Raw genomic sequence first — 23,940 nt, 5'->3', positions numbered from 1 at the left:
AAGGGCGCCACCCGTCACGGGTGGCGCCCTTCGGTGTTCGCCTGCTCAGATCTCGCCGCGGAGCTTGGCCAGCGCCTCGGCGAGGATCGCCTCGCCGTCGGCGTCGGTGCGCCGCTCGCGGACGTACGCCAGGTGCGTCTTGTACGGCTCGTTGCGGGACGGCGCGGGCGGGTTGTGCTCGTCCTGCCCGGCCGGGAAGCCGCACCGCGGGCAGTCCCAGGTGTCCGGGATGACCGCCTCGGCCGCGAAGCTCGGCCGGGTCTCGTGCTTGTTGGCACACCAGAAGGAGATCCGGTTGCGGGGGGCGGATTCGCCGCGCTCCGCCTCACCCATCGGGCCGGCTCCGACCCTGCTGCCACGGATGGCGTTGCCACTTGCCACGGTCTGACTCCCTGCGTGCTGGTGCGCCGACGCGCCGCGATGCGCGTCGGTGGCGAAAGTCGTCCTAGTGTAAGCAGGAGTTAAGGATGCGCCACCACCGGCTCCGCCCCGGACCCTCCCAGGATAGGCCGCGGGGCGACGGGGCGTCAGAGGTATGTCAGCTCTTGTACTTCAGGACCATGCTGAGTACGAACAGCGAGGCGAACCAGCCCAGACCGACCACGATCGTGATGCGGTCGAGGTTGCGCTCGGCGACCGCGGAGCCACCGCCGGTGGACATCGCGCCGCCACCGAACATGTCCGACAGGCCGCCGCCCTTTCCCTTGTGCAGCAGCACCAGGAGGATCATCAGCAGGCTGAAGACGATCAGGGCAATCGAGAACCCGAGAACCACGGCGGGACCAACTCTCTCGTATCTTCGGCGAAGGGGCCGGACCACGTCGGGTGGTCCGGCCCCAAAGCCTACGTTGCTGCGGCGGCGTTAGCCTACTGCCTGCTCACGGTACCGCACGATCTTGACGAACTCCTCGGCGTCCAGCGAGGCACCGCCGACCAGGCCGCCGTCGATGTCCGGCTTGGCCATCAGGCCGGCCGCGCTCGACGACTTGACCGAACCGCCGTACAGCACCCGGACCTTGTCCGCGAGCTCGGCGGAGTACAGCTCGGCGATCCGGGCACGGATGGCGGCGCAGACCTCCTGGGCGTCCTCGGGGGTCGCCACCTCGCCGGTGCCGATCGCCCAGACCGGCTCGTAGGCGACGACGACGGACTCGGCCTGGTCGGCCGGGACGTCCTTCAGGCCGCCGTCGAGCTGGGCCAGGGTGTACTCGACGTGGGTGCCGGCCTTGCGGATCTCCAGCGGCTCGCCGATGCACAGGATCGGGGTGATCCCGTTCCGGTAGGCGGCCTTGACCTTGGCGTTGACCAGCTCGTCGGTCTCGTCGTGGTACTCGCGGCGCTCGGAGTGGCCGATCACCGCGTAGGTGCACTTCAGCTTGGACAGCATCGGGCCGGAGATCTCGCCGGTGTAGGCACCGCCGTCGTACTGCGAGATGTCCTGCGAGCCGAACTTGATCTTCAGCTTGTCGCCGTCGACCAGGGTCTGCACCGAACGCAGGTCGGTGAACGGCACGAGGACGGCGACCTCGACCGCCTCGTAGTCCTTGTCGGCCAGCGCGAAGGCCAGCTTCTGGGTGTGCTGGATGGCCTCGAGGTGGTTGAGGTTCATCTTCCAGTTGCCCGCCATCAGCGGGAGACGCTCAGTCATGCGTGATTCAGCCTTCCAGTGCGGCGAGACCGGGGAGGGTCTTGCCCTCCAGGTATTCGAGGCTCGCGCCACCGCCGGTCGAGATGTGTCCGAACTTCGTCTCGTCGAAGCCCAGGATGCGGACGGCCGCGGCGGAGTCGCCGCCACCGACCACGGTGAACCCGTCGCTGTCGATCAGGGCCTGGGTGACGGCCCGGGTGCCGTCGGCGAAGGCCGGGTGCTCGAAGACGCCCATCGGGCCGTTCCAGAACACCGTCTTCGCGTCGGCCAGCTTCTCCGCGAACAGCGCGCCGGAGCGGGGGCCGATGTCCAGGCCCAGCGTGCCCGCCGGAATGGCGTCGTCGGCGACGACGGCGAAGTCCTCGACCGGCGCCTGCGTCTTGACGTCCGGGAACGACCCGGAGACCGCGACGTCCACCGGCAGCACGAACTCGACGCCGTTCTCCTCACCGCGCTTGAGGTAGTCCAGCACCGTCGGGATCTGGTCCTCCTGCAGCAGCGAGCTGCCGACCTCGTAGCCCTTGGCCTTGAGGAAGGTGAACGCCATGCCGCCGCCGATCAGGATGCGGTCGGCCTTGCCGAGCAGGTTGTCGATCACGCCGACCTTGTCGGAGACCTTGGAGCCGCCGAGCACCACCACGTACGGGCGCTCGACCTCCTCGGTGAGGCGCTTGAGGACGCCCACCTCGGTGGCGATCAGGTCGCCGACCGCGTGCGGCAGGCGGGCCGGCAGGTCGAACACCGAGGCGTGCTTGCGGTGCACCGCACCGAAGCCGTCACCGACGTAGAGGTCGGCGAGGCCGGCCAGCTCGTCGGCGAAGGCGCCGCGCTCGGCGTCGTCCTTGCTGGTCTCACCGGCGTTGAAGCGCAGGTTCTCGAGCAGCGTGACCTCGCCGTCGGCCAGGGCGGCGACGGTGGCCTTCGCGCTCTCGCCCACGGTGTCGGTCGCGAACGCGACCGGCCTGCCGAGGATCTCGCCGAGGCGGGCGGCCACCGGCGCGAGGGAGAACTGCGGGTCCGGCTCGCCCTTGGGGCGGCCGAGGTGGGAGGCGACGACGACCCTCGCGCCGCGCTCGACGAGCTTGGCGATGGTCGGGGCGACGGCGCGGATCCGGCCGTCGTCGGTGATCGTGCCGTCGGACAGCGGGACGTTCAGGTCCGCGCGCACGAACACGCGCCGGCCGGCGACGTCCAGATCTTCGATGGTCTTCACGGTCTTCGGTCTCCTGGCGAGATGGTGGAGCAGGCGACGGCACAACAGCGGGCCGTCAAAGGGGAGTTGAGGGTGCGCAGACGGAGGGCCCGGTCGGCTTCGCACATGCCTTCCGGGCCCTCCCCCCTACTTCACGTCAGCTCCCGCTGCGTCAGATCCCGGCACCGACGAGGGTGGTCAGGTTGACGAGGCGGTTCGAGTAGCCCCACTCGTTGTCGTACCAGCCGAAGACCTTGACCTGGTTGCCCTGGACCATGGTCATCAGCGAGTCGAAGATCGTGGAGAACGGCGAGTTCACGATGTCGGAGGAGACGATCGGGTCCTCGGTGTACTGCAGGATGCCCTTGAGGGTGGTCTCGGAGGCCTTCTGGAAAGCCTCGTTGACCTCCGCGACGGTGACGTCGCGCTCCAGGGTGACCACCAGGTCGGTGATCGAGCCGGTCGGGACCGGGACGCGCAGCGAGGTGCCGTCCAGCTTGCCCTTGAGCTCCGGGAGGACCAGGGCGGTGGCCTTGGCGGCACCCGTCGAGGTCGGGATGATGTTGAGGGCCGCGGCGCGGGCGCGACGCAGGTCCTTGTGCGGGAAGTCCAGGGTGACCTGGTCGTTGGTGTACGCGTGCACCGTGGTCATCAGACCCTTGACGATGCCGAAGTTCTCGTTCAGCACCTTGGCCAGCGGCGCCACACAGTTGGTGGTGCAGGAGGCGTTGGAGATGACGGTGTGCTTGGCGGCGTCGTACTTCTCGTCGTTGACGCCCATGACGATGGTGATGTCCTCGTCGGTGGCGGGCGCCGAGATGATGACCTTCTTCGCGCCGGCCGTGACGTGCTTCTTCGCAGCCTCGGCCTTGGTGAAGATACCGGTCGACTCGATGACGATGTCGACACCCAGCTCGCCCCAGGGGAGGTTGGCCGGGTCGCGCTCGGCGATGACCTTGAAGGTCGTGCCGTCGACGGTGATGCTGTCCGCGGTGTGGGACACCTCGCCCGGGAAGGTGCCCAGGATCGAGTCGTACTTGAGCAGGTGCGCCAGGGTCTTGGTGTCGGTCAGGTCATTGACGCCGACGATCTCGATGTCCGCGCCCTGGGACTTAACCGCACGGAAGAAGTTGCGGCCGATGCGGCCGAATCCGTTGATGCCTACCCGGATCGTCACGAACCGATCTCCTCGTTAGGTACGCCGGACGCTATGCCGACGGGGTGGAATTTTGGGATGTCCCCGACCGCCTATGACCCTACCCCTCCGAGGCCGGGTGGAGCACATCAGGCGATTGCGCAACCCCTGGCGTGGCGCGTGTTCCCACTGGTTTCGGGCCGTCCGGCCTTGCCCGTCCGGGCAGTTGGTCCCGACCCTCGCGAAGGCCCCCGGCGACGGCCCGTCCCTGTCCCCGGACACGACAGCGCCGGTGCCCGCATGGCGGACACCGGCGCGTGGATCATCTCCGGGTGCGATCGTCAAGACCCCGGCCGGACCCGGTCGGCGGGAGGCGTCAGCTGAGCGCCATCTCGTCGGTGAGATTGGCCTCGGTGCTCGGCAGCCCGAGCTCGGAGGCGCGCTTGTCGGCCATCGCCAGCAGTCGGCGGATCCGGCCGGCCACCGCGTCCTTGGTCAGCGGCGGGTCGGCGAGCGCGCCCAGCTCCTCCAGCGAGGCCTGCTTGTGCTGCATCCGCAGCTGGCCCGCGGCGGCCAGGTGCTCGGGCACCTCCTCGCCGAGGATCTCCAGCGCGCGGGCCACCCGGGCGCCGGCCGCGACCGCGGCCCGGGCCGAGCGGCGCAGGTTGGCGTCGTCGAAGTTGGCGAGCCGGTTGGCGGTGGCCCGCACCTCGCGCCGCATCCGGCGCTCCTCCCAGGCCAGCACCGACTCGTGCGCGCCGAGGCGGGTGAGCAGCGCGCCGATCGCGTCGCCGTCGCGGATCACCACCCGGTCCACGCCGCGCACCTCGCGGGCCTTGGCGGGGATGCCGAGCCGGCGGGCGGCGCCGACCAGGGCGAGGGCGGCCTCCGAACCGGGGCAGGTGATCTCCAGCGAGGACGAGCGGCCGGGCTCGGTGAGCGAGCCGTGGGCCAGGAAGGCGCCGCGCCAGGCCGCCTCGGCGTCGCAGGTGGCGCCGGAGACGACGGCCGGGGGCAGACCCCGGATCGGGCGACCGCGGCCGTCGACCAGCCCGGTCTGGCGGGCGAGCAGCTCGCCGTCCTTGACCACCCGGACCACGTAGCGGCTGCCGCGCCGCAGGCCGCCGGGGGCCATCACGACCAGGTCCGAGGAGTGTCCGAAGATCTCCAGCAGGTCCTTGCGCAGGCGCCGGGCGGCGGCTCCGGTGTCGAGCTCCGCCTCGATCACGATGCGGCCGCTCACGATGTGCAGCCCGCCCGCGAAACGCAGGATCGCCGACACCTCCGCTTTGCGGCAGCAGGCCCGGGTGACCGGGAGCCGGCTGATTTCGTCCTTCACCGCTGGAGTCATCGCCATGGCCCGATCCTTCCATGTGTCCGGAAAATCCGGTCGTACGCGGCGGCCAAGAGCTCCGGGTCGTGTCGCGGCGTGCCGTCGGTACGGGCGACCCGTCCGAGCACCAGTGCGGCGCCCATGCGCTCGGCGGCCTTTTCCAGGCCGGCCAGGTCGGCCTGGCCGAAGGCGCCGCCGGTGACGGCGCGCTCGTCCACCAGGATCGCATCCACCGCGAGTGCGGGGGCGTGGTCGGCGATGACGTCCAGATGACGCTGCGGGGTGAAGCCCTCGGTCTCGCCGGGCTGCGGGGCGAGGTTCAGCGTGAGCAGGCGGCGGGCGCGGGTCTCCACCAGGGCCTTGACCAGCTCGGGCACCAGCAGGTGCGGCAGCACGCTGGTGAACCAGGATCCGGGGCCGAGCACCACCCAGTCCGCCTCCCGCACCGCGGTGACCGCCTCCGGCACGGCGGGCGGCTCGTCCGGGACGAGCCGGACGGACTGCACGGTGCCGGGAGTGACCGCCACGCTGGCCTGGCCGCGGACGGCGCCCAGCTCGGTGGGGAAGGCCGGGTCGTGCCCCCGGACTATCGCCTCGATGTCCAGCGGGACCGCCGACATCGGCAGCACCCGGCCCTGGACGTTGAGCAGCCGGCCGACCCAGTCCAGGGCCGCCACCGGGTCCCCGAGCTTCTCCCAGAGCGCGACGATCAGCAGATTGCCGACCGCGTGGCCGCCGAGCTCGCCGGTGCCGGTGAAGCGCTGCTGGATCACCTCGGACCAGGTGCGGCCCCAGTCGTCGTCGCCGCAGAGCGCGGCGAGCGCCTTGCGGAGGTCGCCGGGGGGCAGCACCCCGAGCTCCTCGCGGAGCCGGCCGCTGGAGCCGCCGTCGTCGGCGACGGTCACCACTGCGGTGAGGTCGGTGGTGAGCCGGCGCAGCGCGGAGAGCGAGGCCGACAGGCCCTGGCCGCCGCCGAGCGCGGTGATCCGCGGGGCCTGACTGCTCCTGGGCGCCTGGTGGGGACGGGCCGGGCCGGTGCGGGCCGCCCCGGTGCGGGACCGGCCGGTCAGGATGGACCTGACCGTGCTCCCGCTCCGGTCGGCGGTCTTGTTCTGCAGCTGCCGCCCGGGCACGTATCCCGTCACACCTACCTCGCGTTCCTCTTGCCGGGCCGCCGACCTCCGCCGGCGGCCCGGCAGGGGGTGCGGCGGCTACTCCCGTCCCATGTCACGGTGGACGAGCACCGTTTCCACGCCGTCCGAGATCAGACGCTTCGTCAGCCGCTCGGACATCGCGACACTGCGGTGCTTGCCACCGGTGCAGCCTACGGCAAGGGTCATGTAACGCTTCCCCTCGCGGCGATAGCCCTCGGTGACAATGCGCAGCAGCTCGGCGTAGCCGTTGAGGAACTCGTTGGCCCCGGGCTGCTGGAACACGTAGTCGGCGACGTCCGCGTCGGTGCCGGTCCTGGCGCGCAGCTCGGGCACCCAGTGCGGGTTCGGCAGGAAGCGGCAGTCCACCACGAGGTCGGCGTCGACCGGCAGGCCGTACTTGAAGCCGAAGGACATCACGGTGGCGCGCAGCTCGGGCTCGTCGTGGTCGGCGAACTGGGCGTCGAGCTTGGCGCGCAGCTGGTGGACGTTGAGGTTGGAGGTGTCGATCACCAGGTCGGCCTCGCCGCGGAGCTCGCGCAGCAGCTCGCGCTCCTGGGCGATGCCGTCGACGATCCGGCCGTCGCCCTGGAGCGGGTGCGGACGGCGCACGCTCTCGAAGCGGCGGACCAGGGCGTCGTCGGAGGAGTCGAGGAAGACGACGCGCAGCCGCACGCCGCGCTTCTCCAGCTCGTCCAGCGAGGTCAGCAGGTCGTCGAAGAACTGCCGGCCCCGGACGTCCACGACGGCGCCGATCCGGGCGACGTTGCCCTGGGAGCGGGCTCCGAGGTCGACCATGGTCGGGATGAGGGCCGGCGGCAGGTTGTCGACGACGAACCAGCCCAGGTCCTCCAGGCACTTGGCGGCGGTGGAGCGGCCCGCCCCGGACATGCCGGAGATGATCACCAGCTCCGGGGTGTTCTCGCCGCCGGCCTCCGGCCGGGCGGTGCCCCCGTAATCGGACACGGTCACTTCGGTTCCCCGCTCTCGGTGGTTCTGCTGTGGAGAACGCGCGTCGCGCGGGCATGCTTCCCGGTCTCACTCGGACGAGTGGGCGCGGGGCACGCCGGCTGACGGGCGGCGTCGGCCGTCATGGCGTCTCCTGGATGGGTGCGGTCTCGGGCGCCGCGGGCGCCGGCTCGTCGGCGCCGTCCTCGATGATCTCGCCCGTGGCGGTGTTCACCGCTGGTGCGGCAGGTGTACGGGACGACAACGCCGCCGCAACGGTCTCCGCCGTCCGCCGGCCGATGCCGGGGACCGCGCAGAGTTCGTCGACGGTGGCCGCTCGGAGCTTCTTGAGCGAGCCGAAGTGCTTGAGCAGCGCCTGACGGCGAGTCTCGCCGAGGCCGGGGACGGAGTCCAGCTCTCCGGCGGTGAGTCGCTTGGAACGCTTGCCGCGCTGGTAGCCGATGGCGAAGCGGTGGGCCTCGTCGCGGACCCGCTGGAGCAGGTAGAGGCCCTCGCTGCTGCGCGGGAGCACCACCGGGTCGTCCTCGCCGGGCAGCCAGACCTCCTCCAGGCGCTTGGCCAGGCCGCACAGCGCGACGTCGTCGATGCCGAGTTCGTCCAGGGCCCGCCGGGCGGCGGCGACCTGCGGCTGCCCGCCGTCGACGACCAGCAGCTGCGGGGGGTAGGCGAAGCGCCGGGGGCGGCCGTCCTCGGCCCGGGTGCCGGTGCCGTCCACGGCGGTGCCGGTGCCGTCCGCGGCGGCCTCGGCGGCGTCCTCCGGGCCCTCCTCGGGGACGGCCCACTCGCCGGTGCGCTCGCGCTCCTGGAGGTAGCGGCGGAACCTGCGGCTGATCACCTCGTGCATCGAGCGGACGTCGTCCTGGCCCTCGAAGCCCTTGATCTCGAAGCGGCGGTACTCGCTCTTGCGGGCCAGGCCGTCCTCGAAGACCACCATCGAGGCGACCACGTCCTCGCCCTGGAGGTGGGAGATGTCGAAGCACTCGATCCGCAGCGGGACGCTGTCCAGCTCCAGGGCGTCGGTGATCTCCTGCAGGGCGCGGCTGCGGGTGGTGAGGTCGGAGGCGCGCTTGGTCTTGTGCAGCGCGAGCGCCTGTTGGGCGTTGCGCTGCACGGTGGCCATGAGGTCCTTCTTGTCGCCGCGCTGCGGGATGCGCAGGTCGACCTGGGCGCCGCGCAGGCCGCCGAGCCACTCCCGCACCGGCTCGGCCGGGTCGGGCAGCGCGGGGACGAGCACCTCGCGCGGGACGGCCTCGCCGCGGTCCTCGGCGCCGCCGCCGACGCCGCCGTAGAGCTGCTGGAGGGCGTGCTCGACCAGGCCGGCGGTGTCGACGTCCTCGACCTTGTCGGTGATCCAGCCGCGCTGGCCCCGGACCCGGCCGCCGCGGACGTGGAAGATCTGGACGGCGGCCTCCAGTTCGTCCTCGGCGACGGCCAGCAGGTCGGCGTCGGTGGCGTCGGCGAGGACGATGGCGTTCTTCTCCATGGCCCGCTTGAGGGCGCCGATGTCGTCGCGCAGCCGGGCGGCCTTCTCGTACTCCAGGTCGGCGGCGGCCTCCTGCATCTCGGTCTCCAGCCGGCGCAGGTAGTTGCCGGTGCGCCCGGCCATGAAGTCGCAGAAGTCCTCGGCCAGCGCCCGGTGGTCCTCGGGCGTGATCCGGCCCACGCAGGGTGCGGCGCACTTGCCGATGTAGCCGAGCAGGCAGGGGCGGCCGACCTGCGCGGCGCGCTTGAAGACGCCGTTGGAGCAGGTGCGGACGGGGAAGACACGCAGCAGCAGGTCGACGGTCTCGCGGATCGCCCAGGCGTGGCCGTAGGGGCCGAAGTAGCGCACGCCCTTGCGGTGCGAGCCGCGCATCACCTGGACCCGCGGGAACTCCTCGTTGAGGGTGACCGCGAGCTCCGGATAGCTCTTGTCGTCCCGGTACTTGACGTTGAACCGGGGGTCGAACTCCTTGATCCAGGAGTACTCCAGCTGGAGCGCCTCGACCTCGGTGGCGACGACGGTCCACTCCACCGAGGCGGCGGTGGTGACCATGGTGGCGGTGCGCGGGTGCAGCCCGGCGAGGTCCTGGAAGTAGGAGGACAGCCGGGGCCGGAGGCTCTTGGCCTTGCCCACGTAGATGACCCGCCCGTGGGCGTCGCGGAACTTGTAGACACCGGGCGAGGTCGGGATCGCACCCGGCGCCGGACGGTAGGTGGACGGGTCAGCCATGGGTCCACCGTACCGACTCGGGCCGGGGGCGCGTGCGGGAGATCAACTGCTTCAGCGCGGGGTCACCTTGAGGTTGCCGCCCTCGACCGCCACGTCGTACGCGGGCAGCGGGGTCGGGGCCGGGCCGTCCAGCACGGCGCCGTCGGCGATGCCGAACAGGCTGCCGTGACAGGGGCATTGGATCTTCTGGTTCTTGACCTGGTCGACGATGCAGCCGGCGTGGGTGCACTTGGCGCTGAACGCCTTGTACTGGCCCTCGGCGGGCTGGGTGACGACGATCTTCTTCTCGCGGAACACGGTGCCGCCGCCGACCGGGACGCCGGAGGCCGGGCCGAGGTCGACCGGGGTCTTGGCGGCGGAGTCGGAGCCGGAGGACGTCGAGGAGCAGCCGGTGACGGCGACGGTGCCGCCGGCGGCGAGAACGGCCGCTGCCCCGCAGAGCAGGGTGCGGCGGGAGGGGGTGGGGCTCTCGGGGGCCTCGGACATGAGGGTGCTCCTGGTTCGGCGGCGGCGTTCGGCGGCGGCTTCGCGGCTGCGGGCCGCCCGGAATTCTATGCGGCGCGCCTCCGCCCGCCCCCGGGGTGCCGGGGGCGGGCGGGGGCGGGCGTCCGCTACTTGCGCGCCGCCGCGGCGCGCTTGCGGGGGGCCTTGGCCTTGACGGGCGCGGCCGGGGCCTCCTCGAAGCCGGCCGGCAGGATGTCCCGGAGGAACTTGCCGGTGTGGCTCTCGGAGACGGCCGCGATCTCCTCGGGGGTGCCCTCGGCGACCACGCTGCCGCCGCCGGAGCCGCCCTCGGGGCCCATGTCGACGATCCAGTCCGCGGTCTTGATGACGTCGAGGTTGTGCTCGATGACGATGACCGTGTTGCCCTTGTCCACCAGGCCGGAGAGGACCTTGATCAGCTTGCTGATGTCCTCGAAGTGGAGGCCGGTGGTGGGCTCGTCCAGCACGTAGACCGTCCGGCCGGTGGAGCGCTTCTGCAGCTCGGAGGCGAGCTTCACCCGCTGGGCCTCGCCGCCGGAGAGGGTCGGCGCGGACTGGCCGAGCCGGACGTAGCCGAGGCCGACGTCGTTGAGCGTGCGCAGGTGCCGGGCGATCGCCGGGACGGCCTCGAAGAAGTCGAGTGCCTCCTCGATCGGCATGTCCAGCACCTCGGCGATGGAGCGGCCCTTGTAGTGGACCTCCAGCGTCTCCCGGTTGTAGCGGGCGCCGTGGCAGACCTCGCACGGGACGTAGACGTCCGGCAGGAAGTTCATCTCGATCTTGATGGTGCCGTCGCCGGAGCAGTTCTCGCAGCGGCCGCCCTTGACGTTGAACGAGAAGCGGCCGGGCAGGTAGCCGCGGACCTTGGCCTCCTGGGTCTCCGCGAACAGCCGCCGGACGTGGTCGAAGACGCCGGTGTAGGTGGCCGGGTTGGAGCGCGGGGTGCGGCCGATCGGCGACTGGTCGACGTGCACCACCTTGTCCACCAGGTCGGTGCCGGTGATCCGGGTGTGCCGGCCGGGCACCGTGCGGGCGCCGTTCAGCTCCCGGGCGAGGTGGGTGTAGAGGATGTCGTTGACCAGGGTGGACTTGCCCGAGCCGGAGACACCGGTGATCGCGGTGAAGGTGCCGAGCGGGAAGCCGACCGTGACGTCCTTGAGGTTGTGCTCGCGGGCGCCGTGCACGGTGAGCTGGCGCTTCTTGTCCCGGGCGCGGCGGGCGGCCGGGATCGGGATGCTCCGCTTGCCGGACAGGTACTGGCCGGTCAGGGACTCCTTGTTGGCGAGCAGCTGCTTCAGCGAGCCGGAGTGCACCACCTTGCCGCCGTGCTCGCCGGCGCCGGGGCCGATGTCGACCACCCAGTCGGCCATCTTGATGGTGTCTTCGTCGTGCTCGACGACGATCAGGGTGTTGCCGATGTCGCGCAGCCGGACCAGGGTCTCGATCAGCCGGTGGTTGTCGCGCTGGTGCAGGCCGATGGACGGCTCGTCCAGCACGTAGAGCACGCCGACCAGGCCGGAGCCGATCTGGGTGGCGAGCCGGATCCGCTGGGCCTCGCCGCCGGAGAGAGTGCCGGCCGCGCGGTCCAGCGAGAGGTAGTCCAGGCCGACGTCGACCAGGAACCGCAGCCGCTCGTTGACCTCCTTGAGGACCCGCTCGGCGATCTGCTTGTCCCGGGCGTTCAGCTTCATCGCGCCGAGGAAGTCGGAGCAGTCGCTGATCGACATCGAGGAGACGTCCGCGATCGAGCGGCCCTCGACGGTGACCGCCAGCACCACCGGCTTGAGCCGGCTGCCCTGGCAGGTCGGGCAGGGCACCTCGCGCATGTAGCCCTCGAAGCGCTCGCGGCTGGAGTCGCTCTCGGCCTCCGTGTGGCGGCGCTGGATGAAGGGCACCGCGCCCTCGAAGCCGGTGGTGTAGGAGCGGTCGCGCCCGTAGCGGTTGCGGTAGCGGACCTCGACCTGGTGCTTGTGGCCGTACAGCAGCGCCTTCTTGGCGCGGGCCGGGAGCCCGGCCCAGGGGATGTCGGTGCGGAAGCCCAGCTCGCCGGAGAGGGCGTCGATCAGCCGCTGGAAGTACTCCTTGGTGTGGCCGCCGGACCAGGGGTGGATGGCGCCCTCGTCCAGCGAGCGCTCGTCGTCGGGCACCACCAGCTCCGGGTCCACCTCCATCCGGTTGCCGAGGCCGGAGCAGTCCGGGCAGGCGCCGAACGGCGAGTTGAAGGAGAACGAGCGCGGCTCCAGCTCCTCGAACGACACGTCGTCGTACGGGCAGTAGAGGTGCTCGGAGTACATCCGCTCGCGCTCGGGGTCGTCCTCCGGGAGGTCGACGAAGTCGAGCACGACCATGCCGCCGCTCAGCCGCAGGGCCGTCTCCACCGAGTCGGTCAGCCGGCGCTTGGCGCTGTCCTTGACGGTGAGGCGGTCGACGACCACCTCGACGGTGTGCTTCTCCTGCTTCTTCAGCTTCGGCGGCTCGGCGAGCTGGACCGTCTCGCCGTCCACCCGGGCCCGGGCGTAGCCCTTGGACTGGAGGTCGGCGAAGAGGTCGGCGAACTCGCCCTTGCGCTCGCGCACCACCGGGCTGAGGACCTGGAAGCGGGTGCCCTCGGCGAGCTCCAGCACCTTGTCGACGATGGCCTGCGGGGACTGCTTGGCGATCGGGCGGCCGCAGTGCGGGCAGTGCGGCTTGCCGATCCGGGCGAACAGCAGCCGCAGGTAGTCGTAGACCTCGGTGATGGTGCCGACGGTCGAGCGGGGGTTGCGGTTGGTGGACTTCTGGTCGATCGAGACGGCCGGGGAGAGGCCCTCGATGAAGTCGACGTCGGGCTTGTCCATCTGGCCCAGGAACTGCCGGGCGTAGGAGGACAGCGACTCGACGTAGCGGCGCTGGCCCTCCGCGAAGATGGTGTCGAAGGCCAGCGAGGACTTGCCGGACCCGGAGAGGCCCGTGAAGACGATGAGGGAGTCGCGGGGCAGGTCGAGCGAGACGTTCTTGAGGTTGTGCTCGCGAGCACCGCGCACGATGAGGCGGTCGGCCACTGCTTCTGGCGCCTTTCTCCGGGGCGAGAGGGCTGGATTTCGAGGGGTGTACTTCTACCAGGATGCGGCAGCCAGCCTACTAGCTCACGCGTTCGATTATCGAGCTCGTCCAGCCGGGTCCACCCGAACGAGTGAGGACGGCGCGCGGAGTCTTGACGCGCGGACCGAAAAGCCCCTGCTCGGAGGCGGACAACGGCGGTAGCGTCACCTGGTCAACGAGCGAAGCCCCCTCGGGGCAACGCGCCGTCTCCCACCGAAGGCCGAATCGATGACCGACGCGCAGACCGACCCTCAGACCGAGCCGCAGACCGAGCCCGCCACCGCCTCCCTGCCCGCCGTCGCCGCCCGGCGCCTGGCCGAGGTCGAGGAGAGCACCCGCCTGCTGCTGCGGACCGTCGCCGGGATCGGGGCGGAGGCCGTCGCCGGGCCCTCCGCGCTGCCCGGCTGGACCCGCGGCCACGTGCTCACCCACCTCGCCCGCAACGCCGACTCCCTGGTCAACCTGCTGGACGGCGCCCGCACCGGCACCGACATCCCGCAGTACCCGAGCCAGGAGGCCCGTGACCGCGACATCGAGGAGGGCGCGCCCCGCCCGGTGGACGAGCAGCTCGCCGACCTGCGCACCTCCCACGCCCGCTTCGGAGCGGCCGCCGCCCTGCTGCCGGACGGGGCCTGGGCCGCGGAGGTCAAGCACCGCAGCGGCATCCTCTTCCCGGCCGCGGAGCTCCCGTGGCGGCGGCTGGCCGAGGTCGAGTACCACCACGTCGACCTGGACGCCGGCTACACCCCCGCGCACTGGCCGGAGGAGTTCGCCACCGTCGAGTTCCGGCAGCTCGCCGCGAAGCTGGCCGGGCCGGCCGGCGCCGGGCTGCCCGCCGTCGAGCTGCTGGCCGAGGACACCGACGCACGCGCCGTGATCGGCACCGGCGCCCCCGCGCTGACCGTCGGGGGCCCCGTCCGCGCCCTGCTCGCCTGGCTCTCCGGCCGGTCCGACGGCGCCGGGCTGCGCCGCACCCCCGGCACCGACCTGCCGGTCCTCCCCCCGTTGGGCTGAGCCCCCTCGCAGGCGCGAGGATGACCCTGACCCTGTAGCCCGACAAGGAGCGGACGTATGACGTACCACGGAGCGGTCAAGGTCGGCGGGCCGCCGGACGTGCGCGAGCTGGCGCACCTGATCATCACCAAGGTGGCGGTCGGCCCCCACGACAACAACGCCTATCTGCTGCGCTGCCGCGACACCGACGAGCAGCTGCTGATCGACGCGGCGGCCGAGGCGCCGGTGCTGCTGGAGACGGTCGGCGAGCGGCTGGCCACCGTGGTCACCACCCACCGCCACCAGGACCACTGGGGGGCGCTGGCCGAGGTGGTCGCCGCCACCGGCGCGCGCACCGCGGCGGGCGAGCACGACGCCGAGGGCATCGGCGTCCCCACCGCGCTGCCGCTCGCGGACGGCGACACCCTCGCGGTGGGCCGCTGCGAGCTGGCCGTCCGGCACCTGGTCGGCCACACCCCCGGCGCGATCGTGCTGGTCTACGACGACCCGGTGGGCCACCAGCACGTGTTCACCGGCGACTGCCTCTTCCCGGGCGGCATCGGCAATACCTGGGGCGACAAGGACGCCTTCGCGAGCCTGTTCCGGGACGTCACCGGGAAGATCTTCGACGCGCTGCCGGACGAGGCCTGGGTCTACCCCGGCCACGGCGACGACACCACCCTCGGGGCGGAGCGCCCGCACCTCGCGGAGTGGCGCGAGCGCGGCTGGTAGTCGCCGACAGCCGAAAGGGCGGGCCCGCGACCACTGCTCGGTCGCGGGCCCGCCCGGTTCTCGGGGAGGGGGTGCGTCAGGCGTCCAGCTTCTCCGGCTCGCCCTGTCCACCCTGTCCGCCCTGCTCGGCCTGCTCGGCCAGGGCGGCCTTCTTGGAGGCCATCAGGCTGGTCACGGTGGTGACGGCGAGCACCACCACGATGAAGCCCAGCGAGAACGGGATGCCGATCTCCGGCACGTGCACACCCTGCTCGTGCAGCGCGTGCAGCACCAGCTTCACCCCGATGAAGCCCAGGATGATCGACAGGCCGTACGACAGGTGGACCAGCTTCTTCAGCAGGCCGCCGATCAGGAAGTACAGCTGGCGCAGGCCCATCAGCGCGAAGGCGTTGGCGGTGAAGACGATGTACGGGTCCTGGGTCAGGCCGAAGATCGCCGGGATCGAGTCCAGCGCGAACAGGACGTCGGTGGTGCCGATCGCGATCATGACGATCAGCATCGGGGTCATCAGCCGGCGGCCGTTCTCCCGGATGAAGAGCTTGGTGCCGTGGTACTTGTCGGTCGACGGGAAGCGCTGCTCGATCGACTTGAGCAGGCGGTTCTCCTCGAACTCCTCGTCCTCCTCGTCGGCCCGCGCCTCCTTGATCAGCTTCCAGGCCGTCCAGATCAGGAAGCCGCCGAAGATGAAGAACACCCAGGAGAACTGGGCGACCAGCGCGGCACCGCCGGCGATGAAGACCGCGCGCAGCACCAGGGCGATGATCACACCGAACATCAGCACGCGCTGCTGGTAGATCCTCGGCACCGCGAACTTGCCCATGATCAGGATGAAGACGAACAGGTTGTCGACACTGAGCGACTTCTCGGTGATGTAGCCGGCGAAGAACTCACCGGCCGGCGTCGCGCCGGAGTGCCACCAGAGGAAACCGCCGAAGATCGCCGCCAGCACGACCCAGACCGTGGTCCAGATGCCGGCTTCCTTGATCGAGACCTCGTGCGGCTTGCGACCACCGATGAAGAAATCGGCCACGACCAGTGCCACGAGCACCACGATCGTGCCGACCCACAAACTTACGGAAACGTCCACTACTGCTCCTCCGGCAGGTAGGCGAGACAGTCATCGTCACTGCCGGAGGTCTCTTCCGCCCGTCGGACGCGCGGCTGCGCGACCGTGGACCAGCGCCCCGGGATGCCGCGACGGGCACCCGTGATGACGGGGACGACTGCGAGGGAATACTCCCCTCCGCTGCAAGAAGGGTAACAGCACTCCCAAGGAAAGGTAAAGAAGGTAAAGAACCGTCAGGGGAACGGTCAGAGGTACGGCTCGATGGCCGGCAGCAGGTCCTGGAAGGAGCGGCCCTTCGCCGGGGCCCCGATCGCCTGCATCTCCCAGCCCCCGGCACCGTCCCGGAACACCTTCGCCATGATCTGCCCGGTGTGCGGACCGCCGCCGGTCAGGTCGTAGCGGGCCAGCTCCAGCCCGGTCGACTCGTCCACCAGCCGGCAGTGCGCGTTCTGCACCTCGGCGAAGGTCTGCCCGGTGTAGGAGCTGACCGTGAACACCACCTGGGTGATGTGCGGCGGCACGTGCGCCAGGTCCACCAGGATCGCCTCGTCGTCCTCCCCCGCCCCGGAGCCGCCGACCAGGTTGTCCCCGGTGTGCCGGACCGAACCGTCGGAGCTCTCCAGGTGCTGGAAGAAGACCACGTCGGACGGGGTCCGCTCGGCGTACAGCAGCGCCGAGGCGTCCAGGTCGATCTGTCGCGTCCGGCTGCCGAACAGGCCCCGCCGGGGCGCCGCCCGCCAGCCCAGGCCCATCCGGACCACGGTCAGCGTCTCCCCCGGGCCCTTCTGCAGGCTGACCCGCTGCCCCTTGGCCAGGTTCACCGACACGGCGGTTGTCCTCTCTGCCCGGCCGCACGGGATCCCCGCGCCGGCTCCACGGTGGAACACCCCGTTGCCGTCCCCCGGCTGAGGCCCCCTCTTTACCGGCCGCCCGACAAGGACGGCACCGCAGGCCAGCCTAGGCCCTGTCTCTTGGATCCTTGCCGGGGCCTCGACGCCGGGGCACGCACTCCCCCAGCCTTCGGCCGGGGGTACCCCCACGCCGCGTTGTCGTCGGTCGCCAATGGCCCCCAGCCTCCGGCCGGGAGGTGCCCCCACCGCAGTGGCTCCCTCCTCCGCCTTGCGATGCACGCACCCCAACGCCGCGGCCTGATCCGACAAAATCCAAGAGACAGGGCCTGAGCCCTGCCCTCGAACGCCTTTCCCGCCGTGTACCCCCTCGCCGGGGCGACGACGCACCGGCGGGCGCGGCCGGGCAGAGAACCGGCCACGCCCGGCGGGCAGTCGGGGCCGGTGCTACGCGATACCGGCCTCGCGCATCTGCCGGAGCTCCCGCTTCAGCTCCTTGACCTCGTCGCGCAGCCGGGCCGCCACCTCGAACTGGAGGTCGGTCGCGGCGGCGTGCATCCGGTCGGTCATCGACTGGATCAGCTCCGCCAGCTCGGCGGCCGGCATCGACTTCGCCGGCTTGCGGTCGGCGCCCAGGGCCGGCACCGGCGCCTTGCCCTTGGCCCCCTTGCCGCCGGGCGCGCGGTACCCGGTGGACAGCAGCTCGTCGGTGTCCACGTCCTCCCGGGCGAGGGTGTCCAGGATGTCGCCGATCTTCTTGCGCAGCGGCTGCGGGTCGATCCCGTGCTTCTTGTTGTACGCCTGCTGGACCTCCCGGCGGCGGTTGGTCTCGTCGATGGCCTTCTCCATCGCCGGGGTGATCCGGTCCGCGTACATGTGGACCTGGCCGGAGACGTTGCGGGCCGCGCGGCCGATGGTCTGGATCAGCGAGGTGCCGGAGCGCAGGAAGCCCTCCTTGTCCGCGTCCAGGATCGCCACCAGCGACACCTCGGGCAGGTCCAGGCCCTCACGGAGCAGGTTGATGCCCACCAGCACGTCGTACTCGCCGGCCCGCAGCTCGCGCAGCAGCTCGACCCGGCGCAGCGTGTCGATGTCGCTGTGCAGGTACCGGACCCGGATGTCCAGGCCGAGCATGTAGTCGGTGAGGTCCTCGGACATCTTCTTGGTGAGCGTGGTGACGAGGACCCGCTCGTTCCTCTCCACCCGCTTGCGGACCTCGTGCACCAGGTCGTCGATCTGGCCCTCGGTCGGCTTGACGATCACCTCGGGGTCGATCAGGCCGGTCGGACGGATGATCTGCTCGACCGGGCTGTCGCCCCGGGAGAGCTCGAACTTCCCCGGGGTCGCCGACAGGTAGACGGTCTGGCCGATCCGCTCCAGGAACTCCTCCCACTTCAGCGGGCGGTTGTCCATCGCCGAGGGCAGCCGGAACCCGTGCTCGACCAGGGTCCGCTTGCGCGAGGCGTCGCCCTCGTACATGGCGCCGATCTGCGGCACGGTGACGTGCGACTCGTCGATGACCAGGAGGAAGTCCTCCGGGAAGTAGTCGAGCAGGGTGTTCGGCGGGGAGCCGGGCTCGCGGCCGTCGAAGTGCATCGAGTAGTTCTCGACCCCGGAGCAGGTGCCGATCTGGCGCAGCATCTCCAGGTCGTAGGTGGTGCGCATGCGCAGCCGCTGGGCCTCCAGCAGCTTGCCCTGCTTCTCCATCCTGGCGAGGGTCTGCTCCAGCTCCTTCTCGATGTCGGTGACCGCGCGCTCCATCCGCTCCGGACCGGCCACGTAGTGCGAGGCCGGGAAGACGTGCACGGAGTCGTCCTGGCTGATGATCTCGCCGGTGAGCGGGTGCAGCGTGTACAGCGCCTCGATCTCGTCGCCGAACATCTCGATCCGGACGGCCAGCTCCTCGTAGACCGGGAAGATCTCGATGGTGTCGCCCCGGACCCGGAAGGTGCCGCGGCTGAAGGCCAGGTCGTTGCGGGTGTACTGGATGTCGACGAAGCGGCGCAGCAGCACGTCCCGGTCGATCTCCTCGCCGACCTTCAGCCGCACCATCCGGTCCACGTACTCCTGCGGGGTGCCGAGGCCGTAGATGCAGGACACCGACGCGACCACGACCACGTCCCGGCGGGTGAGCAGCGAGTTGGTCGCCGAGTGGCGCAGCCGCTCGACCTCCTCGTTGATCGAGGAGTCCTTCTCGATGTAGGTGTCCGTCTGCGGGACGTACGCCTCGGGCTGGTAGTAGTCGTAGTACGAGACGAAGTACTCGACCGCGTTGTTGGGCAGCAGCTCGCGGAACTCGTTCGCCAGCTGCGCCGCCAGCGTCTTGTTCGGCGCCATCACCAGGGTGGGCCGCTGCAGCTTCTCGATCATCCAGGCCGTGGTGGCCGACTTGCCGGTACCGGTGGCACCGAGCAGGACGACGTCCTTCTCCCCGCCGCGGATCCGCCGCTCCAGCTCGGCGATCGCCGCCGGCTGGTCACCGTTGGGCTGGTAGGGACTGACGACCTCGAAGGGCGCCACTGACCGCTCAATACTCGTGATGGGTCGCACGCCACCACCGTACGACCCACCACCGACAACCGCGGACTACTCGGCGCTGTCCCGGGCGAGGGCGACGAGGCGGGAGACGGCGCGGAGGTACTTCTTGCGGTAGCCGCCGCGGAGCATCTCCTCGGGGAAGACCTGGTCGAAGGGGAGGCCGGAGGCGGTGATGGGGAGTTCGCGGTCGTACATGCGGTCGGCGAGGACGACCAGGCGCAGGGCGGTGGACTGGTCGTCGACCTGGCGGACGCCGCGCAGGCAGACGGCGGTGACGTCGTCCAGGAGCGCGCCGTAGCGGCTGGGGTGGACGGCGGGGAGGTGGGCGAGCAGGGTGTCGAAGTCGTCCAGGGAGGCGCCGGGGGTGCGGGCGGCGACGGCGTCGACCTCGTCGTCCCGGTACGGCGGCGGGGCGTCGGGCAGGCCGCGGTGGCGGTAGTCCTGGCCGTCGATCCGCATCGGGCGGAAGTGCGCCGACAGGCCCTGGATCTCGCGCAGGAAGTCGGCGGCGGCGAACCGGCCCTCGCCCAGCTTCTCCGGCAGGGTGTTCGAGGTGGCGCACAGCTTGACGCCGTTCTCGACCAGGCGGCCGAGCAGGGTGGAGACCAGGACGGTGTCGCCCGGGTCGTCCAGCTCGAACTCGTCGATGCACAGCAGGCGGTGGTCGGACAGGGTCCGCACGGCCTGCTGGAAGCCGAGCGCGCCGACCAGGTTGGTCAGCTCGACGAAGGTGCCGAAGGCCTTGGGGCCGGGGACGGCGTGCCAGAGCGAGGCGAGCAGGTGGGTCTTGCCGACGCCGTAGCCGCCGTCGAGGTAGATGCCCGCCGGGCCGGCCGGGGCCGGGGCGGCGCGGCGGAACCAGCCGCGCTTGGGCGCGGTGCCGTTCGCGCCGTTGAGCGCGCCCGCGAACTGCTCCAGGACCTGCACGGCCTCGTACTGGCTGGGCTGGCCCGGGTCCGGGAGGTACGTCCCGAAGCTCACGTCGGAGAAGCGCGGCGGCGGCACCATCTCGGCGACCAGGCGCTCGGCGGGCACGACCGGACGGCGGTCGGTGAGGGCGATCGGCGAACCGATGGCGCCGGCTATGGGCTCGGTCGCGGTGGCGGGGCGGGAGGGTGCGGACACGGTGGTCAAGGGTACGCCCGCTCGGCGCGGACTCCGACCCCGGCCGCTGCGAGACTGGAGGCATGCAGCAGCTGATCGGTCCGCCGGGTGCGGCGTTCGAGGATCCGGAGTCGTCGGAGGCGCTCGCCGCCGTGTACGCGTACCCCGGGCAGGTGAATCACGGCCGCCCGTGGCTGCGCGCCAACATGGTGGCCGGTCTGGACGGCGGGGCCCGGCTGGACGGGCTCTCGGAGGGCCTGTCGAGCCCGGCCGACAAGCAGATCTTCGGGGTGCTGCGGGCGCTGTCGGACGTGGTGCTGGTGGGCGCCGAGACGGTGCGGGCGGAGGGGTACGGGCCGGCCGCGGCGCCGGCCGGGTTCGCCGGGGCGCGCCGGGCGGCCGGGCAGGCGCCGGCCCCGGTGATCGCGGTCGTCAGCCGCTCACTGGGCCTGGACCTCGCGTCGCCGCTGTTCACCGAGCCGCTGGTGCGCACCGTGGTGGTCACCACCGAGGACGCTCCGGCGCACAGCCTGGACGCGGTGGCCGAGGTGGCCGACGTGATCGCGGTCGGACGGGGTTCGGTGGACCTGCGGGCGGCGGTCGCGGCGCTGGCGGACCGGGGCTGGACCCGGCTGCTGACCGAGGGCGGCCCCCGGCTGCTGGGGCAGCTGGCCGCCGCGGACCTGCTGGACGAGCTCTGCCTGTCGCTGGCCCCGCTGATCACCGGCGGCGACGCGCCGCGCATCATCCACGATGCGGAAATGCCTGACGTGCGACGGATGCGGCTGGTCTCATTGATCGAGCAGAAAGGATTCCTCTTCACCCGTTACCTGCGTCCGCCGACCCCGTGACCTCCGCACCGTGATCCCGCTCCCTTCCGGGACTTCCTCCGCGTGGCCCGTGTGCCGGGTGAGCAGCGTGCGGAAAGCTTCCGCCGGGCAGTATGGGATGCGAAGCCGGGGCCCGGGGGCCGGTGTCTGGAAGGGACTCACGTGTTCAAGACGGTACTGATGATCGAAAAGGCGCTCTCCGACGCCGACGTGGAGCTCGTCACCACGCTGCACAGCGAGGAGAAGGTGTCCTTCGTCGTCCTGATGCAGCCGCGCGGCAAGCAGGACGAGCTGCTGCGGGCGCTGGACGACGTCGCCCTCGGCCACCTCGACAAGGTGGTGCACGAGCACGACGAGTCCGAGAGCGGGCCCACGGTCGCCACCGAGTCGCTGGAGCACAGCCTGCGCCACCTGCGCGAGGCCGGCGCCGAGGCGGTCGGCGAACTGGTCGAGGAGAAGCCGCTGGACCGGCTGCGCGCCGTGGTGGAGGAGCACCGGGCCGACGAGGTGGTGGTGCTCACGTCCCCGCACTTCGTGGAGGAGTTCTTCCACCGCGACTGGGCCTCCCAGGCCCGCCACAAGGTGGGCGTCCCGGTGCTGCGGCTGTTCGCCAGCGACTCCTGACCCCGGCCTCCCCGCGTCGGGCGGGGCGGGGTCCGGACGCCGTCGTGGTGCAGAATCGTCCTTGCGGTCCGGCGCGCCCCGGCCGCGAGGACGAAACGACCGTCGTCCGCACCTCCCCCGTCCCCGCCCCGTACGGAGCCCCGCCTTGAACGACGCCGCGCACGACCTGCACGCCCCGCACTTCATCGGCATCGGCGGCGCCGGCATGTCCGGCCTGGCGAAGATCCTCGCGGTGCGCGGGGCCAGCGTCTCCGGCAGCGACTCCAAGGAGTCCGAGACCGTTCTCGCGCTGCGCGCCCTCGGCGCCGGCGTCCACATCGGCCACGCCGCCGAGCACGTGCCGGACGGCGCGAGCAGCATCGTGGTCTCCAGCGCCATCCGCGCCGACAACCCGGAGCTGGTCGCGGCCCGCGAGCGCGGCATCCCGGTGGTGCACCGCTCCGACGCGCTCGCCGCGCTGATGGGCGGCCGCCGGGCGCTGGCGGTGGCCGGCACCCACGGCAAGACCACCACCACCAGCATGCTCGCCGTCGCCCTCGGTGAACTGGGCCTGGACCCGTCCTACGCGATCGGCGGCGACCTCGACGCCCCCGGTTCCAACGCCCACCACGGCACCGGCGAGATCTTCGTAGCCGAGGCCGACGAGAGCGACCGCAGCTTCCACAAGTACGCGCCCGAGGTGGCGATCGTGCTCAACGTGGAGCTGGACCACCACGCCAACTACGCCTCGATCGACGAGATCCACGAGTCCTTCGAGACCTTCGTCACCCGGATCACCCCCGGCGGCACCCTGGTGGTCTCCGCCGACCACGACGGCGCCCGCGAGCTGACCGCCCGGGTGGCCGGCCGCGAGGGCCTGAACGTGGTCACCGTCGGCGCCTCCGAGGACGCCGACCTGCGGGTGCTGTCGGTCGTCGCGCACGGCATGACCAGCGAGGTCACCGTGCTGCTGGACGGCGAGGAGCTGGGCTTCACCGTCTCGGTGCCCGGCCGGCACTACGCCCACAACGCGGTCGCCGCGCTGGCCGCCGGCATCGCGCTGGGCGTCCCGGCCGCGGACCTGGCCAAGGCCCTCGGCGCCTACACCGGCGTGCGCCGCCGGCTCCAGCTCAAGGGCGAGGCGGGCGGCGTCCAGGTGATCGACTCCTACGCCCACCACCCGACCGAGATGACCGCCGACCTGGAGGCGATCCGGGAGGCCACCGAGGGCCGGGTGCTGGTGGTGTTCCAGCCGCACCTGTTCAGCCGCACCCAGCAGCTCGCCGAGGAGATGGGCGCCGCGCTGGCGCTCGCCGACGCCTCCGTGGTGCTGGACATCTACCCGGCCCGCGAGGACCCGATCCCCGGTGTCACCAGCGAGCTGATCCTCGACGCCGCCCGCCGGGCCGGTGCCGAGGTCACCGCCGAGCACGACTTCGCCGCCGCCCCCGCCCTGCTGGCCGGCCTGGCCCGCCCGGGCGACCTGCTGCTCACCATGGGTGCCGGGGACGTCACCAACCTCGGTCCGGAAATCTTGCAGCACCTCGCGAACGTTTCCACCAACGTCTGAGTCCCCCGACCTGGAGCCGTCATGAGCTACGAGATCGAGAAGACCGACGCCGAGTGGCGTGACCAGCTCTCGCCGGAGGAGTACCACGTCCTCCGGGAGGCGGGCACGGAGCGCCCGTTCACCGGCGAGTACACCGACACCAAGACCGTCGGCGTGTACGGCTGCCGGGCCTGCGGGGCCGAGCTGTTCAGCTCGGAGACCAAGTTCGACAGCCACTGCGGCTGGCCGTCCTACTACGCGCCGCTCGCCGGCGACCGCGTCCAGTACATCGAGGACACCACGCTCGGCATGCGCCGGGTCGAGGTCCGCTGCGCCCGCTGCGGCGGCCACCTGGGCCATGTCTTCGAGGGCGAGGGCTACGGCACGCCGACGGACCAGCGGTACTGCATCAACAGCGTTTCGCTGACGCTCAAGCCGGCGGAGTGACGGAGAGCGGTCGAGTGGGCCCGGTA

Annotated in this window: 21 protein-coding genes; 6 read left to right on the top strand and 15 right to left on the bottom strand. The window is 71.4% G+C overall.

Annotated elements, in window-relative coordinates; all coding sequences use genetic code 11:
* Positions 1 to 45 precede the first annotated feature (45 nt).
* The 11 genes from OG715_RS29925 to uvrA all read right to left on the bottom strand — a co-directional run bounded on the left by OG715_RS29925 (position 46) and on the right by uvrA (position 13,164).
* Complete coding sequence (locus OG715_RS29925; RefSeq protein ID WP_030308030.1) at positions 46 to 333, bottom strand: RNA polymerase-binding protein RbpA; 288 nt, start codon at positions 331 to 333, stop codon at positions 46 to 48.
* A gap of 205 nt (positions 334 to 538) precedes the next feature.
* Entirely contained in the window at positions 539 to 775 is a 237-nt protein-coding gene (gene secG / locus OG715_RS29920; RefSeq protein WP_030394965.1) for a preprotein translocase subunit SecG, read from the bottom strand.
* Positions 776 to 862: 87 nt separating this feature from the next.
* Positions 863 to 1,648 (bottom strand): triose-phosphate isomerase, encoded by a 786-nt coding sequence (tpiA, locus tag OG715_RS29915; protein WP_266274175.1) that lies wholly within the window; start codon positions 1,646 to 1,648, stop codon positions 863 to 865.
* Between the two features lie 7 nt (positions 1,649 to 1,655).
* Entirely contained in the window at positions 1,656 to 2,861 is a 1,206-nt protein-coding gene (locus tag OG715_RS29910; RefSeq protein ID WP_266274176.1) for a phosphoglycerate kinase, read from the bottom strand.
* A 151-nt stretch (positions 2,862 to 3,012) separates the two neighbouring features.
* Positions 3,013 to 4,017, bottom strand: coding sequence for a type I glyceraldehyde-3-phosphate dehydrogenase (gene gap, locus OG715_RS29905; protein WP_266274178.1), 1,005 nt, complete (start codon positions 4,015 to 4,017; stop codon positions 3,013 to 3,015).
* A 334-nt stretch (positions 4,018 to 4,351) separates the two neighbouring features.
* Positions 4,352 to 5,332 (bottom strand): DNA-binding protein WhiA, encoded by a 981-nt coding sequence (gene whiA / locus OG715_RS29900; RefSeq protein ID WP_030394969.1) that lies wholly within the window; start codon positions 5,330 to 5,332, stop codon positions 4,352 to 4,354.
* Positions 5,323 to 6,453, bottom strand: coding sequence for a gluconeogenesis factor YvcK family protein (locus OG715_RS29895; protein ID WP_380308051.1), 1,131 nt, complete (start codon positions 6,451 to 6,453; stop codon positions 5,323 to 5,325). Before OG715_RS29895 ends, whiA begins: the two co-directional genes overlap by 10 nt.
* Before the next feature lie 66 nt (positions 6,454 to 6,519).
* On the bottom strand, positions 6,520 to 7,431 hold the full coding sequence (rapZ, locus tag OG715_RS29890; RefSeq protein WP_266274180.1) for an RNase adapter RapZ: 912 nt from the start codon (positions 7,429 to 7,431) through the stop codon (positions 6,520 to 6,522).
* Between the two features lie 118 nt (positions 7,432 to 7,549).
* A complete protein-coding gene (gene uvrC / locus OG715_RS29885) occupies positions 7,550 to 9,640 on the bottom strand; it encodes an excinuclease ABC subunit UvrC (protein WP_266274181.1) in 2,091 nt (696 codons plus the stop codon).
* A 51-nt stretch (positions 9,641 to 9,691) separates the two neighbouring features.
* Complete coding sequence (locus tag OG715_RS29880; RefSeq protein WP_266274182.1) at positions 9,692 to 10,126, bottom strand: Rieske (2Fe-2S) protein; 435 nt, start codon at positions 10,124 to 10,126, stop codon at positions 9,692 to 9,694.
* 125 nt (positions 10,127 to 10,251) lie between these two features.
* Positions 10,252 to 13,164: an excinuclease ABC subunit UvrA gene (gene uvrA / locus OG715_RS29875; protein WP_266274183.1), complete on the bottom strand. Its 2,913-nt coding sequence runs from the start codon at positions 13,162 to 13,164 to the stop codon at positions 10,252 to 10,254.
* 268 nt (positions 13,165 to 13,432) lie between these two features.
* On the opposite strand from uvrA, the gene OG715_RS29870 reads away from it, so the two are divergent.
* Entirely contained in the window at positions 13,433 to 14,218 is a 786-nt protein-coding gene (locus OG715_RS29870; protein WP_266274184.1) for a maleylpyruvate isomerase family mycothiol-dependent enzyme, read from the top strand.
* Positions 14,219 to 14,275: 57 nt separating this feature from the next.
* Positions 14,276 to 14,929 carry an MBL fold metallo-hydrolase gene (locus tag OG715_RS29865; protein WP_266274185.1) on the top strand — a complete coding sequence of 218 codons (654 nt, stop codon included), beginning with the start codon at positions 14,276 to 14,278 and terminating at the stop codon, positions 14,927 to 14,929.
* 76 nt (positions 14,930 to 15,005) lie between these two features.
* Here OG715_RS29865 and OG715_RS29860 read toward each other — a convergent pair whose 3' ends face one another.
* The 4 genes from OG715_RS29860 to zapE all read right to left on the bottom strand — a co-directional run bounded on the left by OG715_RS29860 (position 15,006) and on the right by zapE (position 20,467).
* On the bottom strand, positions 15,006 to 16,016 hold the full coding sequence (locus tag OG715_RS29860) for a TerC family protein (protein WP_266274186.1): 1,011 nt from the start codon (positions 16,014 to 16,016) through the stop codon (positions 15,006 to 15,008).
* 224 nt (positions 16,017 to 16,240) lie between these two features.
* Positions 16,241 to 16,822, bottom strand: coding sequence for a TerD family protein (locus OG715_RS29855; protein WP_266274187.1), 582 nt, complete (start codon positions 16,820 to 16,822; stop codon positions 16,241 to 16,243).
* Positions 16,823 to 17,290: 468 nt separating this feature from the next.
* Positions 17,291 to 19,393, bottom strand: coding sequence for an excinuclease ABC subunit UvrB (gene uvrB, locus OG715_RS29850; protein WP_266274188.1), 2,103 nt, complete (start codon positions 19,391 to 19,393; stop codon positions 17,291 to 17,293).
* A 36-nt stretch (positions 19,394 to 19,429) separates the two neighbouring features.
* The gene (gene zapE / locus OG715_RS29845; RefSeq protein WP_407661137.1) at positions 19,430 to 20,467 is read right to left on the bottom strand and encodes a cell division protein ZapE; all 1,038 of its coding nucleotides are present in this window, start codon (positions 20,465 to 20,467) and stop codon (positions 19,430 to 19,432) included.
* Between the two features lie 101 nt (positions 20,468 to 20,568).
* Here zapE and OG715_RS29840 point away from each other — a divergent pair, with 101 nt between their 5' ends.
* The 4 genes from OG715_RS29840 (at position 20,569) to msrB (ending at position 23,914) form a co-directional block, all read left to right on the top strand.
* On the top strand, positions 20,569 to 21,336 hold the full coding sequence (locus OG715_RS29840; RefSeq protein ID WP_266274190.1) for a pyrimidine reductase family protein: 768 nt from the start codon (positions 20,569 to 20,571) through the stop codon (positions 21,334 to 21,336).
* Positions 21,337 to 21,477: 141 nt separating this feature from the next.
* Complete coding sequence (locus OG715_RS29835) at positions 21,478 to 21,939, top strand: indole-3-glycerol phosphate synthase (protein ID WP_107084186.1); 462 nt, start codon at positions 21,478 to 21,480, stop codon at positions 21,937 to 21,939.
* Between the two features lie 166 nt (positions 21,940 to 22,105).
* Complete coding sequence (murC, locus tag OG715_RS29830; RefSeq protein ID WP_266274679.1) at positions 22,106 to 23,488, top strand: UDP-N-acetylmuramate--L-alanine ligase; 1,383 nt, start codon at positions 22,106 to 22,108, stop codon at positions 23,486 to 23,488.
* Between the two features lie 21 nt (positions 23,489 to 23,509).
* Complete coding sequence (msrB, locus tag OG715_RS29825) at positions 23,510 to 23,914, top strand: peptide-methionine (R)-S-oxide reductase MsrB (RefSeq protein WP_266274191.1); 405 nt, start codon at positions 23,510 to 23,512, stop codon at positions 23,912 to 23,914.
* The last annotated feature ends 26 nt before the right edge of the window (positions 23,915 to 23,940 follow it).

Origin of the sequence: Kitasatospora purpeofusca, assembly GCF_036010405.1 — a bacterium.
GTDB classification, from domain to species: Bacteria; Actinomycetota; Actinomycetes; order Streptomycetales; family Streptomycetaceae; genus Kitasatospora; species Kitasatospora purpeofusca.
This window is presented reverse-complemented; position numbering and strand designations above follow the sequence as displayed.